Source organism: Subtercola sp. PAMC28395 (genome assembly GCF_018889995.1).
GTDB lineage: Bacteria > Actinomycetota > Actinomycetes > Actinomycetales > Microbacteriaceae > Subtercola.
Genome location: NZ_CP076547.1, coordinates 641,495 through 660,077, shown reverse-complemented (window position 1 = coordinate 660,077; position 18,583 = coordinate 641,495). Strand labels below are relative to the sequence as shown.

The following is an 18,583-nucleotide window of genomic DNA, read 5'->3' as shown; positions in this document are numbered from 1 at the left end:
CCGGAGGAGTCGGAATCGACTACTCGAACTGAACCGTGGATCGGGCTTGGGGGATCAGGCCGTGACTTCGGCGAGCTTGCGTTGACGGCCTCGCTTGTTCTGTTCAGAGATGCGCTTGATGCCGTAGTCGATGAGAACGATGGCCAGCAGGAAGATGCCCGTGAACAGCTGCGAGACGAAGGCTTTCGATCCCATGCCGGCGAGGCCCGAGGCCAGAACGGCGATGATCGCGAAACCGAGGAAGACGTTCACCATCGTGCCGCGACCGCCCGACAGGCTGATTCCGCCGACGAGCACAGCAGCGAGGCCGGTGACCAGCATCGATTCCAGCGCATCGGGAGCCGCGGAGCCGGAGAGGGCGCTGGTCAGAGAGCCACCGACGGCGCCACAACCTGCCGAGATTCCGAAGGCGACGATCATCCCGCGTTTGTAGTTCACACCGGCTGCGATGGCCTCGTGTCGTGAACTGCCCAGCGCGTAGAGCTCGCGGCCCCACCTCGTTCGGGCAAGGAAGATACCGAGGCCGATGAGAACGACGAGGGCCGTTGCCGACAAGGGAGAGAGGAAGAGGAACTTCACCTGGAAGACGTCGGAGGCGAAGATGTCGTCGACACTGATCGCCAGCCCGCCGCATACCAGCCACGTCAGACCCCGGATGAGGATGAGCGTGCCGACGGTGAAGACGAGGGAGTTGATGCCCAGCTTCGCGATCGCCCAGCCCTGGAGCATTCCGAGGAGGGTGCAGCCGATGATCGCAATCACCACGGCCACGATCAGGCCGAGACCCGAGAAGACGACTGTCAGAGCGCCTGCGAGAGCCGCCATCGAGGCGATGGAGAGGTCGAATTCGCCGGCGATCATGGTCACGGCGAGCCCTGCAGCGATGACGCCGAGCGGAATGAGGCGTTCGAGGGAGGCCTCGACGTGGAAGTTCGGGTAGAGCGAGTACATCGAGACGATGACCGCGATGAGTACCACGAACTGGAGCAGGTACCGCTTGAACCATGCAAATACGGGATTCATCGGGAAGCCTTTCGCAAGAGGTGAAGCGTGATGACAAGGGCGACGACGACGAGGCCGAGAACGAAGTATCGCGTGCCCTGAGGGATTCCCGACAGCACCATGATCTGTGTGATCGTCGCGATGAACAGAGCGCCGATCGCGGACTTGACCGGTGAGCCGTCACCACCGGTGATCGCAGTACCACCCACCAGAACAGCGGCCACGACGTTCATGGTGAGCTCGGGAAAGTTGTCCGCCTGGATCTGCAGGGTCTGCGACACCTGCAGGATGGCCGCGACGCCGATGCCGACCGAGAAGGCGAGGAACGCCCAGATGGTGGTACCGGTGGCCGAGATTCCGCTGTTCCGGGCAGTCGCCTTGTTCGCGCCGAGAAGGTGCAGGTTGCGGCCGATGAGGGTGTGTTCGGTCAGGAACCATGCGACGGCAGTGAAGCCGATGAAGATGAAGACAGGGAGGGGAACTCCGAAGATGGCGAAGGTGGCAAAGGCACCCATGCTGTTGTCTGCTGCTGCCACGACCTCGCCCTTGGTGAGGATGGCCGTCGATCCGTAGATGATCGCGCCGGCCGCCAGAGTCACAACCACAGGATTCAGGCCCAGCCCGACTATGTAGCCCTGGATGAGTCCGAGTACCAGTGCGACGACGATCGCTGCAAGAGCTGCCACGAAGATGTTCCCGGTCGCGCTGCCCACCCACAGGTAGATCACACCAGAGAAAACGGTGCTGGCTGTCACCGCGAGCGAGAAGAAGTTGCCCGAGAGGGTGACGGCCGTCATTCCGACCGCGATGATCCCTGTGATCGATGTCGCGAGCAGGATCGCCCTGATCGTCTCGAAGGTGAGGAACTGGGGCACGAAGATGCTCGCTCCGACGTACACCGCCGCGATGAGGATCGGCAGAGCCGAGTTCCTGATTCCGTTGATCGCCCGGCGTTGGCCGGCACGCTCCTGGAAGCCGGTAGTTGTTGGTTGAAGTGTTGTCGTCATTTTGATTCAGTCCTCACGGTGCATGACTTCACGGACAAGCTCTGGCTCTGTCCATTCGGATGCTGATTTGCTCGACGTCTGTGCCCCTCGGTAGTACGTAGCGATCGTGTCGGAGAGGCCCAGGATTTCATTGGTGTCAGATGAGCTGACGATGATGCCGACGCCGCTGTCGCACAGTCGGCGGAGTTGGGCGTAGATCTCGGCGCGTGCGCCGACATCCACCCCTCGTGTGGGCTCTTCGACAAGAAGGACCCGCGGCCGGATGCCCAACCATTTTCCGACAGCGACCTTCTGCTGGTTCCCACCAGAGAGGTTGCCGACCGGAGTCTGCATGCGGGCAAGGTCGATGGCGAAATTGCTTGCGCTTCGTGTCGCTTCGTCCATCTCCTGCTTGCGGCTGACGAATCCCACGCGGGAAACGCGACGAAGCCAGGGAGAGGAGAGATTCCGCTTGATCGAAACTCCGGCGAAGATGCCGTCCTTCTTACGGTCGGGGGAGCAGTAGGCGATTCCGATGACGATTCCACGGCGCCGTCCGCGGAGGTCGATTGGTGACCCTTCGAGTTCGACTGTGCCGGCCAAGACGTCGGCGTTGCCTGCGATGGCCTGCATGATTTCCGCGGTGCCAGACCCGAGCTGCCCGGTGAGCCCGAGGATCTCGCCGCGCCGAACCTGGAGGTTGACTTCAGATCGCATGCCGGCGATCTTGAGGCCGCTGGTCTCAAGGACGACCTCGCCGATACTCGGAGACTTCTCGGGATAGAGGTGCCCGAGCTCGCGGCCGATCATCAGTGCAACGACCATGTCGACGGTGAGATCGGAGACGTTTCTCGACGGCTGGCTCTTGCCATTTCGGAAGATCACCACCTGGTCGGCGATTTCGAAGACTTCGGGGAGACGGTGAGTCACGTAGATGACGCTTCGGCCTTCGGCAGCCAATCGCTTGACGACGCGAAGAACGCGCACGATCTCTGCGTCGGAGAGTGCGGCTGTGGGCTCGTCGAAGATGACGATCTTCGCGTCTTTGGCCAGAACGCGGGCGATCTCGACCAGCTGCATCTCTGCAACAGTGAGGTTCTCGACCGGAGTGTTGGGGTCGAGATCTTCAAGGCCGACGCGTTCGAGAATGGCTTTTGCGGCGGTGTTGAGCTTGCTCGGGCTCCACCACCAGGAGGCGCCGCGTTGCCCGAGAACGAGATTCTCGGCAACGGTCAGGGTGCCGACGGTGCTGAATTCCTGCTGCACCACAGCAATGCCCGCGGCCTGGGAAGCGTTCACTGTGGGGAGGACGACTTCTTCGCCGTCGATCGTGATCGTGCCGCTGTCGGGAACGATGAGGCCCGAGATGATCTTGACGATCGTGCTCTTGCCGGCGCCGTTCTCACCGAGAAGGGCCACCACTTCTCCGGGCTTCAGCGCGAGGTTCACGTCATCGAGAGCGCTGATGGCCCCGTACGACTTCGATATGCCTTTTGCTTCAAGTCGGAACGGAATGGTCTCGTTCATGCTTTCCTCCACAGTGAGATTCGCGTTGTTCGGTGCGGTGAGACGGTGGGCCCGTCAGGGGTTCCGCAGCTGGGTTCGGGTAACCCCTGCTGCGGAACCCCTTTCGGGCTGCTGGCTGAGCGCTGGGCGCGTCAGTTTGTTGCGGCGTCACCCATCAGTGCCTGGAAGTCGAAACCCCAGATCTTGAAGCTGTCGATGTTGGCAGCGGTGACGCTCGGGTTCATCATGTACGTCGTGCGGGTGGGGGGCGTCATCTCGAGCTTGGGCTTGGCTGCGTCGGACGCAATCGTGACGGTTCCGGCCGTGACCGAGCCCGTGGCGAGGTACTGAGCCGTGTTGTCGACGATCAGTGTGCCTTCGATGACCGGCGACTGCAGAACAGCCGTCGTGATCTTGCCTGAACGCAGGTTCGCGGTCGACCCTGATGACGTTCCTGTCATGAGGAAGACGTCGGTGCCAGGCTTGAGGCCGTTCTGTTCGGCGGCCTGCACAACACCGTTACCCATGTCGTTGGTCTGCACGTAGATGATGTCGATACCGGCCGAGAGGTACTTCGGGATCGCGGTGCTGGCAGCCGTGAAGGCTCCCTGGGCGTCGAAGTTCGCAGCGCCTTCACGACCGAGGTAGTTGATCTTGCCGTCGGTGACCTTCATGAAGGCCGTGTGGCGGTCTTCACCAGCGGCGTAGTCGCCGGATCCGAGTGAGATCTCGAGAACGTTCGGCAGTCCGCCGGGGCCGTGGAACTTGTAGCCGGCCTTCGTCAGGGTGTCGATCTGGGCCAGAGTGTCTTTACCGGCCTGGTCGCCGATTCCGAGGTCAGAGACGCCAGCGTAGCCGATCTTGATGAACGGGTCTGCTGCGGGGTCGATCAGCTGGTTCCACTGCAGAACCGGTGCAACCTTCGAGAGCGCGCGAATGGATGCTGTCGCATTCTTCGCGGAAGCCGGCCAGATCAGAACAGCGGCAGCCTTCTCGCCGGTGGCGAGCCATTCCTGCACCTGCTGGTCTTCTTCGGTCTGGCTGAAGTTGTTCTCGATGATGCTCGAGGTGTAGCCGAGGTTCTTCGCTTCAGCTGCAGCGGCCTTCGCTGCTGCGGCCAGGTAGACGTTCGACGTCGAGGGCATGAAGATCTTGATGAGTGCGCCCTTCCCGTCGAGGGTGCCTGAACCCGAGCCCGCTGCTGCGGTGCTCGAGCTTGACGATCCGCCCGTGCTGCAGCCTGCGGTTGCGACCGTGAGGCCGGTGATGAGGGCGGCAGCTGCCACTGTCTGCCAACTCAAGAGTTTCCGAGTGCGCATTTTCTGTGCTCCTTTGCATAGTGTGTGATTGCTTCATCGGTGCTGACTGCGCAGTGTTCTGAATGACTGCGCTGTCGATTGGGACGCGAAACGTTCGGCTCCGGGAGATCTTTCAACAAGATCGAGTCGTGCTCGTGGTGCTTCGCGATCGCCATCCTGCTGTCAAAATCCCGTCGCCCCGTGAGAATGTTCAGTATCTGCACAGGGCGACGGAGATCGACAGGGTTAGTCGTGCAAACGACTACGGGTGAACGATGATCTTGACGTTCTCTTCTTTGTTGTGGATCAGCTGCTTGAAGCCCAGCTCCACGACATCCTCAACCGAGATTCGGCCGGTGATGTACTGCTCGACGTTCTCGATACGCCCCTCCTGCAGGAGTTTGATGACGGCAGCGTGGTCGTTCGCGTACGCGCTCGTTCCAACGAGGTTGAGCTCGCGCATGGTGAGGCCGAAGAGATTGACGTCGGCGTTGTGGCTCCAGATGGAGACGTTCACGACTGTTCCGCCGCTCCGGGTGGAGTCCATTGCCGCCTGGAGGGCCGGCGAGGCAGCGACGCACTCGAAGGCAACGTCGGTTCCCCGGCCACCGGTGAGCTCGCGGATCGTCGCGACCACGTCTTCAGCTGTGGGGTCGATGACGCGCGTCGAGCCGGCTGAGAGGACCTTTTCTTTGCGGATGGTTGAGATCTCGACGTTGTAGATCGTCTCGACACCGATCGCCTTGAGAATCAGGGTCACGAAGATGCCGATCGGGCCGGCGCCGAACACTACGGCCGTGTCACCGGCCTTGGCTCCGGAACGTCGAACCGCGTGATGGGCCACGGAAAGAGGTTCGACGAGCGCGCCCACCTCGGTTGAGAGCTCGCCCAGCGGGTGCACCATTGCTGGGTTGTTCACCACGACGTACTCCGCGAAACCACCGCCCCAGCCGGAGAGGCCGTAGTACCCGGCCTTCGGGCAGAGGTTGTACTGCTCGCCGCCGAGGCAGTATTCGCACTCGCCACACAGGATGTAGGGCTCGAGGGCGACTCGTTCGCCGACCGTGAGCCCGGTCACACCCTCGCCGAGGCCTGCAATCACGCCGGCGAGTTCGTGGCCGAGCACCACCGGAGTCGTTTCACCGGTCAGTGGGTGTGGATGCCCGGGCTTCGGGCAGAAGATCGCTCCCTCTTCGAACTCGTGGAGGTCGGTGCCGCAGATTCCGGTCCATTCGACCTTGATCTTCACGCTCCCCGGAAGCAGTTCCGGCTCCGGGATCTGTTCGGTGCGGATGTCTTCTTTGCCGTAGAAGCGTGTTGCTTTCATCAGCCATATCTCCTTTGATTGGGTCTTCGGCTCTCGCCCGATGTCGTGTCGCCACCTGCGGAGCCTCGAAGGGCGCTCGTACGTAAACGCCGAGTCAAGAGAATCTAAGGGCACCTCGAAACCGCTCGAGTCGGACTGTTCATTTCTTGAACATGGTGCCGATCGCCTGTGTTTTTGTTATTTCGGCAGAGGCCATGCCAAGGAATTTGTAACAAATTGCCTGTTCATTTTCTGCACCCCCCCTTCCAATATCCCAATCGATGATGTAATGGACCGGGCGTGATTTTTGTTGCGACCCGTCCGACCAAAGGTGATCGAGCGACAGAGATGACGTACTCCAGCAGCTGGGAAAGGTTCGTCGAAACCGAATCCGTGAACGGCGTCCGGCTTCCGATTGCTGCTTCCTGGGCGCGGTCCGCCGAGTCGAACCCCCTCGAACCATCGATCGAGGTACACAGCGAACCAGATCGCGACGACGTACTGCTCCGCGCGGCGCGCGGAGTTCTCGATGGTGTTGAAGAGGCGCTTTCGAACACCACGACCTGGGTCTCCCTGGCGGATTCGAAGGGCATCGTCATCTATGAGTGGTCATCGACCTCGAGCCTCCGTCACCGACTCGACAACGCATCCGTCGCGAAAGGCGCGCTCCTTGAAGAGCATGCGGTGGGCACCAATGGAGTGGGGCTGGCCTTGGCCACCAGGTCGCCTTCGCGTGTCAACGGTGCTGAACACCTGAATCCGGCGTGGCACGACCTCGTCTGCGTCGCCGCCCCCCTCATACACCCGCTGTCTCGCGAAGTGATCGGTATCGCCAACATCACAGCGCTCGTCGCTGAAGAGAACCAGCACGTGAAGATCGCGTTGAATTCCCTGACCTCCGGCATCCAGGATTCGTTCGCCTCAGGCCTGCGAACGAGACACCAACGTTTGCTCGATGCTCATCTCCGAGTGACGAGGGCAACCCCTCTGATGGTGATCACGCTTGACGGCCAGACCATGATCGCTGAGAATTCCAGGGAACTCGCCGGGTTCGATCGCGACATGATCTGGAGCCTCATCGAGCGTACGGGCGCCTCCGCCACCCAGCTCACACTGCCGAGCGGTCAGCGGGTGCGACTGTTCCCGATTGATCAGACCGACATTTCAGCGGGGTGCTCGCTCGTGTTCGGGGCGCCGATCGGAAGCCACACCGATCGTGTCCGCATGCACGATGCCAAATGGCGCTCACTCGGCCCGATCGAACAATCCGAGCGTGATGTCATCATCTCTGTGCTGAGGGAGGTTGAAGGAAACAAATCGATCGCTGCGGACAGGCTGCAGATCTCCCGCGGCACGCTCTACGAGCGCCTCAGGCGTTACGGCCTGGAAGAAGTCTGACGAGGTTTCCTGATTGGTGAGCTTTTCTGAACTGCACTTCGACGCACAGTTCGAATGGGTCAGAGGCCGTAGCGCCGAAGACGCTCGTAGAGCGTGCCTCGGGAGATCTGCAGCTTGGCTGCCGCTTCGGACTTGTTACCACCGGTCGCGTGCAGTGCGGCGAGGATGACCTCGAACTCGGCCTGCTCGAGCGGGCCCAGACGCTCGCGGCAACCCTTCTGGGCTTCGATTGAGCGGATCCCGCCTGCCCCGACCAGCTCTGCAACCCTGCGACCCGGTTCGAAGACCAGCGAGCAACCCTCTGAGAGACGACCCCGCACGACAGGGATCAGCTGGAGTCGTTGCCCCGAAGGCAGCGAGAGTTCGGTCGCAAGCGGCCCGACGCTCTCGATCAGCTCCCAGATGGATTGCCGGTCGATCAGCGCGCCCAGGTCGTCTTCGACGATCATGGTGAACGCATCGAGGGTCACGACAGGACCCCGGGATTGTTGCCGTACGCGCAGGTGCGCATCGAGCAGACGCTGGTGCCGGGTGCGCGATCTCGCGAGCAGGCCGTGCTGAATACCGGCGACCATGGAGTTGAGCGTGATCTTGAGGTGCTGGTTCTGCTCCGCAACGAGGCACGTGATGTTCACGACGCCCATCATGGTCTTGGTTACCGGGTGGATGATCGGGCTCGCGCCGCACGCGAAGGGATGCCAGCTCTCGTTGTAGTGTTCGGAGCCTTTCACCAGAGTGCGGCTCCGTCTGGCAAGCGCGGTTCCGACACCGTTCGCTCCAGCGTGGGTCTCGGTGAGATCGGCTCCCGCCTCGACGTCGGCGCGCGACATGAGGTTCTTCACGTGGGAATTCGACGCCCACTCGTACGTGATGACGCCGGAGGCATCGGCAACAGCCAGCCATGTCGTCGTATCGGCGAGGGCGTCTTCCGTTGAACGAAGTACGTCGTGGGCAGAGCGCATGAGCTCCTGGCTGAGCTCGAAGGGACTCAGCTCTACAGAATCGGTGCCCCGATCCTTTGCCTGCACCAACGCGGTGGGTGCTGTGTTCCTGGCGTCAAGCTCCCTGACGAATGATTCCCAGCTGACCGCACTGTTCATTCCCAACCTTTCGCAGTCGCGCGTCGTCGCGTGACCACTCAGTATCTTGCGGCCGGGCTGCAGGGCGCCTGAATTGTTCAGTTATTGAACAGCCGGGAGATAACAAACCGGGAATGTTCGGTTAGTGAACAAGACGCACTGGTGGATGGCTGGCGGAGGGAGTATCGGAATTCGTGAATGAGCCATTCAACGGAGAAAGGAATACCATGAAAATCGGTCTGTTCGGAATGCCGCTGCACCCGCCGACGCGGAATCGCGGAGAAGTTTATGTAGAGGACGCGGAGAGAGTCATCCTGGCTGACAAGCTGGGGTTCGAGGAGGTTTTCATCGGGGAGCACGTCTCCTGCACGACGGAGCCCATCCCCGCGCCAATGATGTTCCTCGCGTCACTCATCAGCCGTACCGAGCGCATCAAGCTCGGTACCGGCGTGTTGGCGCTGCCCAACCACCACCCGGCACTCGTCGCAGCTGAAGCCGCGATGTTCGACCACCTGAGCAACGGGCGATTCCTGATGGGCATCGGCCCGGGCGGACTCGCAAGCGACATGGAGCTCTTCGGAGTGCTAGATGGCCAGATCCGCAACGAGAAGATGATGGAGTCGATCGACATCATCCTCGATCTCTGGAAGAGCGAACCGCCCTACCAGGTCAAGACCAAGCACTACGAATTCGGCATCGAGGCCACGTTGATTCCGGAGCTGGGTGTCGGTTCGATCGGCAAGCCGCTCCAGCAGCCGCACCCCCCGATCCTCTCAACGGCGATGTCCCCGTTCTCGGGCAGCGTCAAGAGCGCCGTCGAACGCGGCTGGGCTCCCATGACCGCCAACTTCTGCCCGCAGTTCGTGGTGCAGAGCCACTGGCAGAAGTACGTCGAAGGCTGCGACTCGATCGGCGTCGAGGCTACCGGTGACGAGTGGCGCGTGTCGCGCAACATGGTCATTGCCAGCACCGACGCAGAAGCGAAGGACAGGGTCTTCGACCCCGATGGTGGCAACTACTACTACTTCTCGTACCTCTGGGAAGTTCTGAAGGCGGCAAACTACACCGCAGTCATGAAGCAGGACCCCTCGACCCCAGACGAAGATCTCACGGTCGAAGACCTCATCGAGAGCATGGTCATCTACGGCTCACCCGACACGGTGACCGAGAAGCTCCAGGCGTTCCGTGAGTCGACGGGTCCGTTCGGTACCCTGCTCCTGTCGATGATGGACGGCAGCGGTGTCAACGAAGCGCGGGAGCGCGAGACGATGACTCTTCTGGCGAACGAGGTTGCTCCTCGTTTCCAGGGACAGCCGGCCCTGGCCTAGTCGCATCACAGAGAAGGGGCCCGGAGCGAATGCTCCGGGCCCCTTCTCTGTTTCCGCTCCGCGTGTTGCTGGCGGCTACGCGGGGATGCGCACGAGTTTCTTGTTGGCGAACTCGTACATGCCGTAGCGGGACAACTCGCGGCCCACACCGGATCGCTTCACGCCGCCGAAGGGCAGATCCGGCGCGCTCCTGCTGATGCCGTTGATCCAGACCATGCCGAAATCCAGTTCCGCCGCTGCGGACGTCAGGCTCGCATCGTCGGCGCCGAAGAGCGAAGCCGAGAGCCCGAATGGCGATTCGTTCGCCAATTCGATGGCTTCGGCGAGGTCGGCCACCCGGTACACGACGGCAACCGGGCCGAAGAGTTCTTCGCTGTAGGCGCGCATCTCCCGGGTCACACCGGCCAGCACGGTCGGTTTGAAGAAGTTGCCAGGGCCTGCAACGCGACCACCCGCGACGAGCAGGGTCGCACCAGCCTCAACGGCGTCGGCGACCTGACCCTCCAGCTCGTCGACGGCGACCGCGGTAGACAACGGGCCGAGCACTGTCGACTCCGACAGCGGGTCACCCGGCTGATAGGACTCGATCGCGAGGGCGAAGTGCCTGACGAATTCGTCGTAGGCGCTTTCGACGACGATGAAGCGTTTCGATGCTGTGCAGACCTGTCCGGCGTTGTTCATCCTGCCGATGGCGGCGGCCTTGGCGGCGGCCTTCATGTCGGCAGGGTCGACGACGATGAAGGGGTCCGACCCACCGAGCTCAAGCACGTACTTCTTCATGTGGCGACCGGCGATCTCACCGACCGCAGAACCTGCGCGCTCCGACCCGGTGAGAGAGACGCCCTGGATCCGGTCGTCGGCCAGCATCGTCGCGACCTGGTCATTCGTGGCGAAGACGTTCGTGTAGACCCCGCCCGGTACGCCCGCATCCCTGAGGATCTCTGCGATCGCGAGGGCGGAACGAGGGCAGTTCGGAGCATGCTTCAGAATGATGGCGTTGCCGAGCATCAGGTTGGGCGCAATGAAACGCGCGGCTTGGTAGTACGGAAAGTTCCAGGGCATGATGCCCAGCAGCACGCCGATCGAATCCGTTCTGACCCACGCTTCACCGCCGCCCATGATCTCGAGTCGCTCGTCTTCGAGGAACTTCTCAGCGTTGTCTGCGAAATAGTCGAAGATGGATGCCCAGATGGAGACTTCCCCGCGCGCCTGCACGATGGGCTTGCCCATCTCAGCGGTCACAATCGACGCCAGGGCCTCCGAACGTTCGCGACAGAGCTCTGCTGCCCGCTTGATGATCGCCCGGCGTTCTGCGAGTGGAACGGCCCTCCAGAGTCGGTAACCGTGACTGGCCTCGGCAAGTATGGGTTCGATCTCCGAATCTGCCAGGGTCTCGAACTGCTGTTCCACTTCTCCCGTGGCTGGGTTGATCGATTGGTAATGACTCACCGATGCCTCCTCGACATAGACGTGACAAGAGCGTCGCGAAGGATTGCGCACTCTTTCAGATTGTCGATGGCCGAGCAGGATCGCACCCCTTCAAGCAGCTGAAATGGTCAAGAACTGCACAGTCACCATGTGCGGTGTCGCCGATCGTGTTCACTGGCATCTCAAGGTCGCAAAGACGCGGAGAGGACGCAGACAGCCAATGACATCGATCCAGATCGACGAAGCAGAAGATCGCGTGTTTGCTCGGATCGTTCGCCCGGAGACGCGCAACGCGATCGACCGGGAAATGGTCGAGGAGCTTCACGAGCTCTGCGCGTCGCTCGAATCCGAACCGCGAGTGTTGATTCTCTCGGGAACAGACACCGAACGAAACGCGGTCTTCGCGTCAGGGGCCGACATTCGCGAACTGCGATATCGCCGACGTGACCAGGCTCTCTCTGGCATCAATTCCGGCCTGTTCGACCGGATCGCCCGGCTCCCGCTCCCTGTGATCGCAGCAGTTGACGGCTTCGCCCTCGGAGGCGGAGCCGAACTTGCCATGGCCGCAGACTTTCGCATCGCAACTCCGCGTGCCCGGTTCGGTAATCCCGAGACCGGTCTCGGCATCATGGCCGCGGCTGGTGCGACCTGGCGACTTCGTGAACTCGTCGGAATCGCGGTTGCGACGGAGATTCTCCTGGCCGGACGAATCCTCGACGCGCGCGAGGCTCTCGCCCTACGCCTCATCACTGAGATCCATGAACCCGAAGACCTGCTGAACGCAGCGTCCCGCCTCGCTGACCGCATCGTCGCCCAGGATCAACTTGCCGTGAGGATCACCAAGATGGTCATGCACATGCCGCGTTCGGCGCATCCGTATGTCGACGACCTGGGCCAGGCCGTGCTCTTCGAAGCCGACGGCAAAGAGCAGCGGATGACGGCGTTCTTGAACCGAAAAGGAACCGAAAGATGACAGTCCCAGAGTATGTCGGAGTGTTGGGTGGCGGCCGGATGGGCGCCGGTATCGCGCACGCCTTCCTGATCGCAGGAGCGAACGTCGTCGTCGTCGAGCAGACCGAGGAATGGGCCCAGGGCGCACGAGGCCGGGTTCTCAGCAGTGTCAAGAACAGTGTCGCTCGTGGCGCCGTGAGCGAGACTGAAGAGGAGATCAGCAGTCGTTTCAGCGTCGCCACGACGCCGGAGGCGTTCGAGAACGCTGGGCTTGTCGTGGAAGCCGTGCCCGAGCAGTTCGACTTGAAGCTCGCAGCACTCACGGGGGTGGAACGGGTCGTCGCTGACGACGCATGGATCGCCACGAACACCTCGTCCCTCTCCGTACAGCGCCTGGGATCGCAGCTGAGCATCCCGTCTCGTTTCGGTGGACTCCACTTCTTCAATCCTGTTCCTGCGTCGACGCTCGTCGAGATCGTCGTGGCAGACACGACCTCCGGTGACTACGCGATCCAGGCGGCCGGATGGGTGGAGGCATTGGGTAAGACATCGATCACCGTGCGCGACAGCCCGGGCTTCGCAAGCTCCCGACTCGGGCTCGCCATCGCTCTCGAAGCGATGCGCATGGTCGAAGAGGGCGTGGCCAGCGCTGCCGACATCGATGTGGCCATGGAACTCGGCTACAAGCATCCGGTCGGGCCTCTGCGAACTTCTGACCTTGTCGGTCTCGACGTTCGGCTCGGTATCGCCGAGTACCTCTTCGACACCATCGGCCCCAGGTTCGAGCCACCACAGATCCTCCGCGACCTGGTCGCCCGAGGTGACCTCGGTCGAAAGACGGGCAAGGGATTCTTCGACTACGGCACAGAGGGTGCCAAGTGACCATGAACGAGTCCGTGTTCGGCAGAAAAGCGACAGGCCCTCTCGCCGGCCTGGTCATCGCAGACTTCTCGCGCGTACTTGCCGGCCCCTACTGCACGATGCTGCTCGCAGACATGGGTGCCACCGTCATCAAGGTGGAGTCGCCTGCAGGCGACGAAACCCGCAACTACAAGCCACCGGTGCTCGGCGAGGAGTCGACGTACTTCCTCTCTGTGAATCGCAACAAGCGGTCGATCGTGCTCGACCTCACGACAGAAGACGACCGGATGATCGCCCACGACCTGGCCGCAAGCGCCGACGTCGTCATCGATAACTTCAAGCCGGGTGGTTTCGCCCGCTTCGGGCTCGGGTACAGCTCGATCGCCGCAGTCAACCCCACGGTCATCTACGCGTCGATCACCGGCTTCGGCACTGCAGGTGGTGCAGACCTACCCGGTTACGACCTCCTCGCGCAGGCGATCTCGGGAATGATGGACCTCACCGGCAACCCCGGAGGCGAGCCGTTCCGGGCTGGGGTCGCTGTCTTCGACGTCATGACGGGATTGCATGCCTGTATCGGCATACTTGCAGCGCTCCATCACCGGGACCTGACGGGTGAGGGCCAGCAGGTCGAGATGAACCTGCTCTCTTCCGCTCTTTCAGGCCTGGTCAACCAGACCGGTGCCTACGCACTGTCGGGAACGGTGCCCACGCGCATGGGCAACGAACACCCCAGCCTCTACCCCTACGCGCCGTTCCCCACTGCAGACGGCCAGATCGTCATTGCTGTGGGCAACGATTCTCTCTTCCGTGCGCTCTGCGCCGGTATCGGCAGGGCAGAGCTCGGGGTCGATGAGCGATTCGCGACGGCGCCGGCGCGCAATCACAATCGGGGGGAATTGCGACCGATCCTAGAAGAACTGCTGAGTGTGCGCACGGCCAGCGAGTGGGCTGACCTGCTCCAGGCCACGGGTGTTCCGGCTGCCCCCATCCTCAATGTGCAGGGCGGAGTCGAGACTGCTGCGCGACTCGGGCTCGAACCCGTCGTGGCTGCCGGTTCGGGTGAGCGGGAACTGCCGGGCATCCGAAACCCGATTTCGTTCTCGCGCACAGCGCCGAGCTATGACTGGGCGCCCCCCGTGCTGAATGAAGGCCGGGTCGACGTACTCGACTGGCTCTACGGCCCGCCAGTCACATCAGATCTGCCAGCCACACCAGAGAAGAGGAATCGTGAACGACCAACTGAATGACGTATTCGCCGTCGACTCGGACTACTACCGGGTGACGGACTACCTCAGCGACGAAGACCGTGCGCTCGCAGCGAAGGTGCGCGCGTTCGTCGATGCCGAAGTGACGCCCGTCATCAATGAGTACTGGGAGAAGGCGGACTTCCCGTATCACCTTCTGCCCAAGGTCGCGGAACTCGGAATCGTCGGCACGGCGATCAAAGGGTATGGCGCACCCGGGCTCACCCGCTTGCAGACCGGCCTCGTCGCCATGGAACTCTCGCGAGGAGATGGCAGCTTCAACACGATCAACGCGGTGCAGTCCGGCCTGGTCATGGGCACGATCAACCTTCTCGGGAGTGAGGAACAGAAGACACGTTGGCTGCCCGAGCTGGCCGCGCTGCGCAAGCTCGGAGCATTCGCCCTGACGGAGGCCGCTCACGGATCCGACTCTGTCGGCCTCGAATCGACAGCAGAGCTCGTCGGAGACGAGTACGTGATCAGTGGAGAGAAGCGCTGGATCGGTCTCGGCCACGTGGCCGACGTTGTCATCATCTGGGCGCGCGATGTCGCCGACAACAAGGTCAAGGCCTTCGTCATGGAGAAGAACGCCGACGGAACGTATCCGGAGGGTTACCACGCCGAGGCGATCACCGGCAAGATGGCCAAGCGGGCCATCCAGCAGGCGGCGATCACCATCACGGGTCTCCGGGTGCCGGCAGGGAACAAGCTGGCGCTGTCGAAGTCGTTCCGGGATGTCTCTTCAATCCTGAACATGACACGGACGACGGTCGCCTGGGAGGCGCTCGGGCACGCGCAGGCGTCGTACGAGATCGCGGTGCGCTTTGCAAACGAGCGGGTGCAGTTCGGCAAATCCATCTCGAACTACCAGCTCGTGCAGTACAAGCTGGCCAACATGCTCGCCGACCTCACGGCTATGCAGCTGATCTGTTTCCGCACGGGCGCACTCCAGAACGAGGGCCGCCTGACCAATGAGCAGGCCTCTCTCGCCAAGCTGTTCACCGGCCAGAAGTCGCGCGCCCTGTGCCGCGAGGCACGCGACATGCTCGGCGGCAACGGAATCCTGCTCGAGAACCATGTGGCGCGCCACCTCCTCGACATGGAGGTCGTGCACACCTATGAGGGCACCGACTCCATGCAGGCACTCATCCTCGGCCGGGACATCACCGGCGTTCCAGCGTTCAACTAGTAAGGACCGATCATGATCAAAGAGAACTACGACCCCCTCACCGAAGCGGTACTCAGCGCCGATGAATTCAAGAACGCCTTCAGGGATCATCCTGCCGGTGTCGCAGTCATCACTGCAGATGCTGGCGATGGGCCCGTAGCGCTGACCGCGACGTCAGTCGCTTCGGTCAGCGCCGAGCCGCCCCTCATCATGTTCTCGGTCTCGGCGATCTCGTCGAGTACCCCGACGATCCGTCGGGCACGCACCGTGGTGGTTCACCTCCTGAGTGCAGAGCAGCTGCACATCGCCAAACTGGGCGCCACAAGTGGAGTCGACCGGTTCGCGGACCGCACACTCTGGGACGTGCTGCCGACCGGCGAGACGTACTTCCCCCAGGCCCGCACGTGGATCAGGGCGCGCGTTCTGAACCAGATGCAAGCCGGAGGCTCGTCCATCGTGCTGGTCGAGGCGCTCGAAGCGAAGCCGCAGCTACCTGCTGAGACAGACCCGCTGGTGTACCACAACCGTGCGTGGCACCGCCTGGGCGACCACAGCCGGATCGAGTGACATGACCGCCAGTTTCGTCTACGACGCAATACGCACACCGTTCGGCCGATTCGGCAAATCTCTCTCGGGCCAGAGGCCCGATGACCTGCTCGCTGTCACGATCAAGGAGATCCTCGCCAGGAACCCTGGAGTCGACCCCGCGAGGATCGATGACGTCATTGCGGGGGCGGCCAACCAGGCCGGCGAAGACAACCGCGACGTGGCACGCATGTCCGCACTGCTGGCGGGGCTGCCGACGTCGGTGCCCGGTGTGACCGTGAACCGGCTGTGCGGCTCGAGCCTGCAGGCGATCATGGATGCGAGCAGGCTTGTGGAGACCGGCGATTCCTCACTCGTGCTGGCCGGCGGGGTGGAATCGATGAGCCGGGCACCCTGGGTCGTCTCCAAGCCGAGCAAAGCCTTCCCCGCGACGAATGAGATCATGCATTCGACGACGATCGGCTGGAGGCTGGTCAATCCACGTATGCCGAAGGAGTGGACCATCTCCCTCGGGGCCTCGAACGAGATCCTCGCCGAGCGCTACGGCATCACCCGCGAGGAACAGGACGCTTTTGCGGCCAGCAGCCATGTCAAGGCGGCTGCTGCCTGGGATGCCGGGATCTACGAGAACGAGATCGTCTCCGTTCCGGGGGTCGACCTGACCCGTGACGAGGGAATCCGTGCCGACTCGACGGTCGCTTCTCTCTCGGGGTTGAAGCCTGCATTCGCAGAGAACGGCACGATCACCGCCGGCAACTCGTCACCCCTCAACGACGGTGCATCGATGCTCATCATCGGCGCGGAGAATGCGCCGATCGATGCCGAACCTCTCGCGAGGATCATCGGCAGGGGCGTGGCCGCCGTCGACCCCGATGTCTTCGGTATCGGCCCTGTCGAGGCGGTCAACAGGGCCCTTCGCAACGCGGGCAAGACGTGGGCCGACGTGGACTTCGTCGAACTCAACGAAGCATTCGCTGCCCAGAGCCTGGCCTGCCTTCGTCTCTGGCCCGAGCTCGACCCGAGCCGGGTGAACATCCACGGGGGCGCGATCGCGATCGGGCATCCCCTCGGTGCATCCGGTGGCCGGATCGTCGGTCACGCCGCACACGAGCTCAAGCGACGCGGCGGCGGCGTCGCCGTGGCGGCCATCTGCATCGGTGTGGGCCAGGGGCTCGCTGTCGTTCTCGAACGCTGATCGCGTCAAGCCCAGAACCCCGTAGTAGAGCATTCGACCACACGTGGTCCGAAGCCAGACCTCGTCAGAAGAAGGACAACGCACAATGGCACAGGGTTCGGCACTGTTCAGCCCACTGACCCTCCGGGGTGTCACCCTTCGCAATCGCATCGTCGTGAGCCCGATGTGGCAGTACAAAGGGGTAGACGGCTTCGCGACGGACTGGCACCTGATGCATCTCGGGCGATTCGCTGCGGGCGGGGCCGGCCTCGTCATCCAGGAGGGCACGAGCCCCATCCAGTTCAACAACGGCACTGCCGGAGACCTGGGGCTGTGGGCTGACGAGTTCATCGAGCCGCTCAGCCGGATCGCGAAATTCATCACCGACCAGGGTTCGGTGCCGGGCATCCAGTTTCTCCAGACCGGCCGGAAGGCCAGGGGCAAGTACCCGTGGCACGGGCGAGGGCCGCTTGAACTCGACGAGGGTGCTGACTGGCAGGGCTGGGAGGTCGTCGGAGCAACAGATACGCCCCATGCACCGGGGTACCCGGTGCCGCGCATGCTCAGCACGGTTGACATCGCCGATACCGTCGCGGGCTGGGCGAGGGCCGCTGCCCGGGCCGATACTGCCGGCTACGAAGTACTCGAGCTCCAGGGCGGTCACGGCTATCTAATCCACGAGTTCCTGTCGGCGGTGACGAACACCCGCACCGACAAGTACGGTGGCTCGTTCGAGAACCGCATTCGCTTCCTGGTCGAACTCGTCGAAGCCATCCGGCGTGTCTGGCCCGATCGCAAAGCGCTCTTCGTCAGGCTGTCGGCGATCGACGGTGACGGCTGGGACCTCGAAGACTCGATCACGCTCGCGCTGACTCTGAAGGGGATCGGCGTCGACCTGATCGACTGCTCTTCGGGAGGGATGGGCGCCACGGCGGCCTCCCCATTGGAGCCGGGTGCTGGTATCAAGCTCGAACCCGGTTACCAGGTTCCGCTCGCCCGGGCCGTGCGCTTGAGAGCTGATATCGCCACGATGGCGGTCGGCCTGATCGTGAATGCCCAGCAGGCAGACGACGTGATCTCGTCCGGGAGCGCCGATCTTGTGGCGATGGGCCGGGAGCTTCTCCTCAGCCCCAACTGGCCGTTGATTGCCGAGAAGGAGCTGGAACAGCAGGCGGTTTTCTCCAGCGCACCAGTTTCGACAGCGTACTATCTGGCAGGCCGCGAGAAGTCGATGAGCGCGCTGTCGGCGCCGATTGCGACGCGGGCACTGCTCTAGCCTTTCTGCCGCACACTCCGTGCGCGACG

The 18,583-nt window shown here is 62.6% G+C and carries 16 protein-coding genes; 9 read left to right on the top strand and 7 right to left on the bottom strand.

Going from position 1 to position 18,583, the window contains the following annotated elements; translation table 11 throughout:
• Nucleotides 1–54: 54 nt before the first annotated feature.
• The 5 genes from KPL76_RS03155 to KPL76_RS03135 form a co-directional block, all read right to left on the bottom strand.
• Nucleotides 55–1,023 (bottom strand): ABC transporter permease, encoded by a 969-nt coding sequence (locus KPL76_RS03155; RefSeq protein WP_216335082.1) that lies wholly within the window; start codon nucleotides 1,021–1,023, stop codon nucleotides 55–57.
• Nucleotides 1,020–2,009 carry an ABC transporter permease gene (locus tag KPL76_RS03150; RefSeq protein ID WP_216335081.1) on the bottom strand — a complete coding sequence of 330 codons (990 nt, stop codon included), beginning with the start codon at nucleotides 2,007–2,009 and terminating at the stop codon, nucleotides 1,020–1,022. The genes KPL76_RS03155 and KPL76_RS03150 overlap by 4 nt, the downstream gene beginning before the upstream one ends.
• Nucleotides 2,010–2,015: 6 nt before the next feature.
• Nucleotides 2,016–3,515 (bottom strand): sugar ABC transporter ATP-binding protein, encoded by a 1,500-nt coding sequence (locus tag KPL76_RS03145; protein WP_216335080.1) that lies wholly within the window; start codon nucleotides 3,513–3,515, stop codon nucleotides 2,016–2,018.
• 131 nt (nucleotides 3,516–3,646) lie between these two features.
• Nucleotides 3,647–4,813, bottom strand: coding sequence for a substrate-binding domain-containing protein (locus KPL76_RS03140; RefSeq protein ID WP_216335079.1), 1,167 nt, complete (start codon nucleotides 4,811–4,813; stop codon nucleotides 3,647–3,649).
• Nucleotides 4,814–5,054: 241 nt separating this feature from the next.
• A complete protein-coding gene (locus KPL76_RS03135) occupies nucleotides 5,055–6,119 on the bottom strand; it encodes a 2,3-butanediol dehydrogenase (protein ID WP_205106570.1) in 1,065 nt (354 codons plus the stop codon).
• Nucleotides 6,120–6,446: 327 nt separating this feature from the next.
• On the opposite strand from KPL76_RS03135, the gene KPL76_RS03130 reads away from it, so the two are divergent.
• A complete protein-coding gene (locus tag KPL76_RS03130) occupies nucleotides 6,447–7,496 on the top strand; it encodes a helix-turn-helix domain-containing protein (RefSeq protein WP_216335078.1) in 1,050 nt (349 codons plus the stop codon).
• A gap of 59 nt (nucleotides 7,497–7,555) precedes the next feature.
• On the opposite strand, the gene KPL76_RS14885 is transcribed toward KPL76_RS03130, so the two are convergent.
• Entirely contained in the window at nucleotides 7,556–8,596 is a 1,041-nt protein-coding gene (locus KPL76_RS14885) for a helix-turn-helix domain-containing protein (RefSeq protein WP_216335077.1), read from the bottom strand.
• A gap of 206 nt (nucleotides 8,597–8,802) precedes the next feature.
• Here KPL76_RS14885 and KPL76_RS03120 point away from each other — a divergent pair, with 206 nt between their 5' ends.
• Nucleotides 8,803–9,903 carry an LLM class flavin-dependent oxidoreductase gene (locus tag KPL76_RS03120; protein WP_216335076.1) on the top strand — a complete coding sequence of 367 codons (1,101 nt, stop codon included), beginning with the start codon at nucleotides 8,803–8,805 and terminating at the stop codon, nucleotides 9,901–9,903.
• A gap of 75 nt (nucleotides 9,904–9,978) precedes the next feature.
• Here the strand turns inward: KPL76_RS03120 and KPL76_RS03115 are convergent, their stop codons facing one another.
• Nucleotides 9,979–11,403, bottom strand: a complete 1,425-nt coding sequence (locus tag KPL76_RS03115; protein WP_256438721.1) for an NAD-dependent succinate-semialdehyde dehydrogenase — start codon at nucleotides 11,401–11,403, stop codon at nucleotides 9,979–9,981.
• A gap of 148 nt (nucleotides 11,404–11,551) precedes the next feature.
• Here KPL76_RS03115 and KPL76_RS03110 point away from each other — a divergent pair, with 148 nt between their 5' ends.
• The 7 genes from KPL76_RS03110 to KPL76_RS03080 all read left to right on the top strand — a co-directional run bounded on the left by KPL76_RS03110 (nucleotide 11,552) and on the right by KPL76_RS03080 (nucleotide 18,554).
• On the top strand, nucleotides 11,552–12,304 hold the full coding sequence (locus KPL76_RS03110; protein WP_216335074.1) for an enoyl-CoA hydratase/isomerase family protein: 753 nt from the start codon (nucleotides 11,552–11,554) through the stop codon (nucleotides 12,302–12,304).
• Nucleotides 12,301–13,164, top strand: a complete 864-nt coding sequence (locus KPL76_RS03105) for a 3-hydroxyacyl-CoA dehydrogenase family protein (RefSeq protein ID WP_216335073.1) — start codon at nucleotides 12,301–12,303, stop codon at nucleotides 13,162–13,164. Before KPL76_RS03110 ends, KPL76_RS03105 begins: the two co-directional genes overlap by 4 nt.
• A 2-nt stretch (nucleotides 13,165–13,166) precedes the next feature.
• Complete coding sequence (locus KPL76_RS03100) at nucleotides 13,167–14,393, top strand: CaiB/BaiF CoA-transferase family protein (RefSeq protein WP_216335072.1); 1,227 nt, start codon at nucleotides 13,167–13,169, stop codon at nucleotides 14,391–14,393.
• Nucleotides 14,374–15,579, top strand: a complete 1,206-nt coding sequence (locus KPL76_RS03095; RefSeq protein ID WP_253202136.1) for an acyl-CoA dehydrogenase family protein — start codon at nucleotides 14,374–14,376, stop codon at nucleotides 15,577–15,579. The genes KPL76_RS03100 and KPL76_RS03095 overlap by 20 nt, the downstream gene beginning before the upstream one ends.
• A gap of 12 nt (nucleotides 15,580–15,591) precedes the next feature.
• A complete protein-coding gene (locus KPL76_RS03090; RefSeq protein ID WP_216335070.1) occupies nucleotides 15,592–16,125 on the top strand; it encodes a flavin reductase family protein in 534 nt (177 codons plus the stop codon).
• A gap of 1 nt (nucleotide 16,126) precedes the next feature.
• Nucleotides 16,127–17,299, top strand: coding sequence for a thiolase family protein (locus KPL76_RS03085; RefSeq protein WP_216335069.1), 1,173 nt, complete (start codon nucleotides 16,127–16,129; stop codon nucleotides 17,297–17,299).
• An 85-nt stretch (nucleotides 17,300–17,384) separates the two neighbouring features.
• A complete protein-coding gene (locus KPL76_RS03080) occupies nucleotides 17,385–18,554 on the top strand; it encodes an NADH:flavin oxidoreductase/NADH oxidase (protein ID WP_216335068.1) in 1,170 nt (389 codons plus the stop codon).
• Nucleotides 18,555–18,583: the final 29 nt, after the last annotated feature.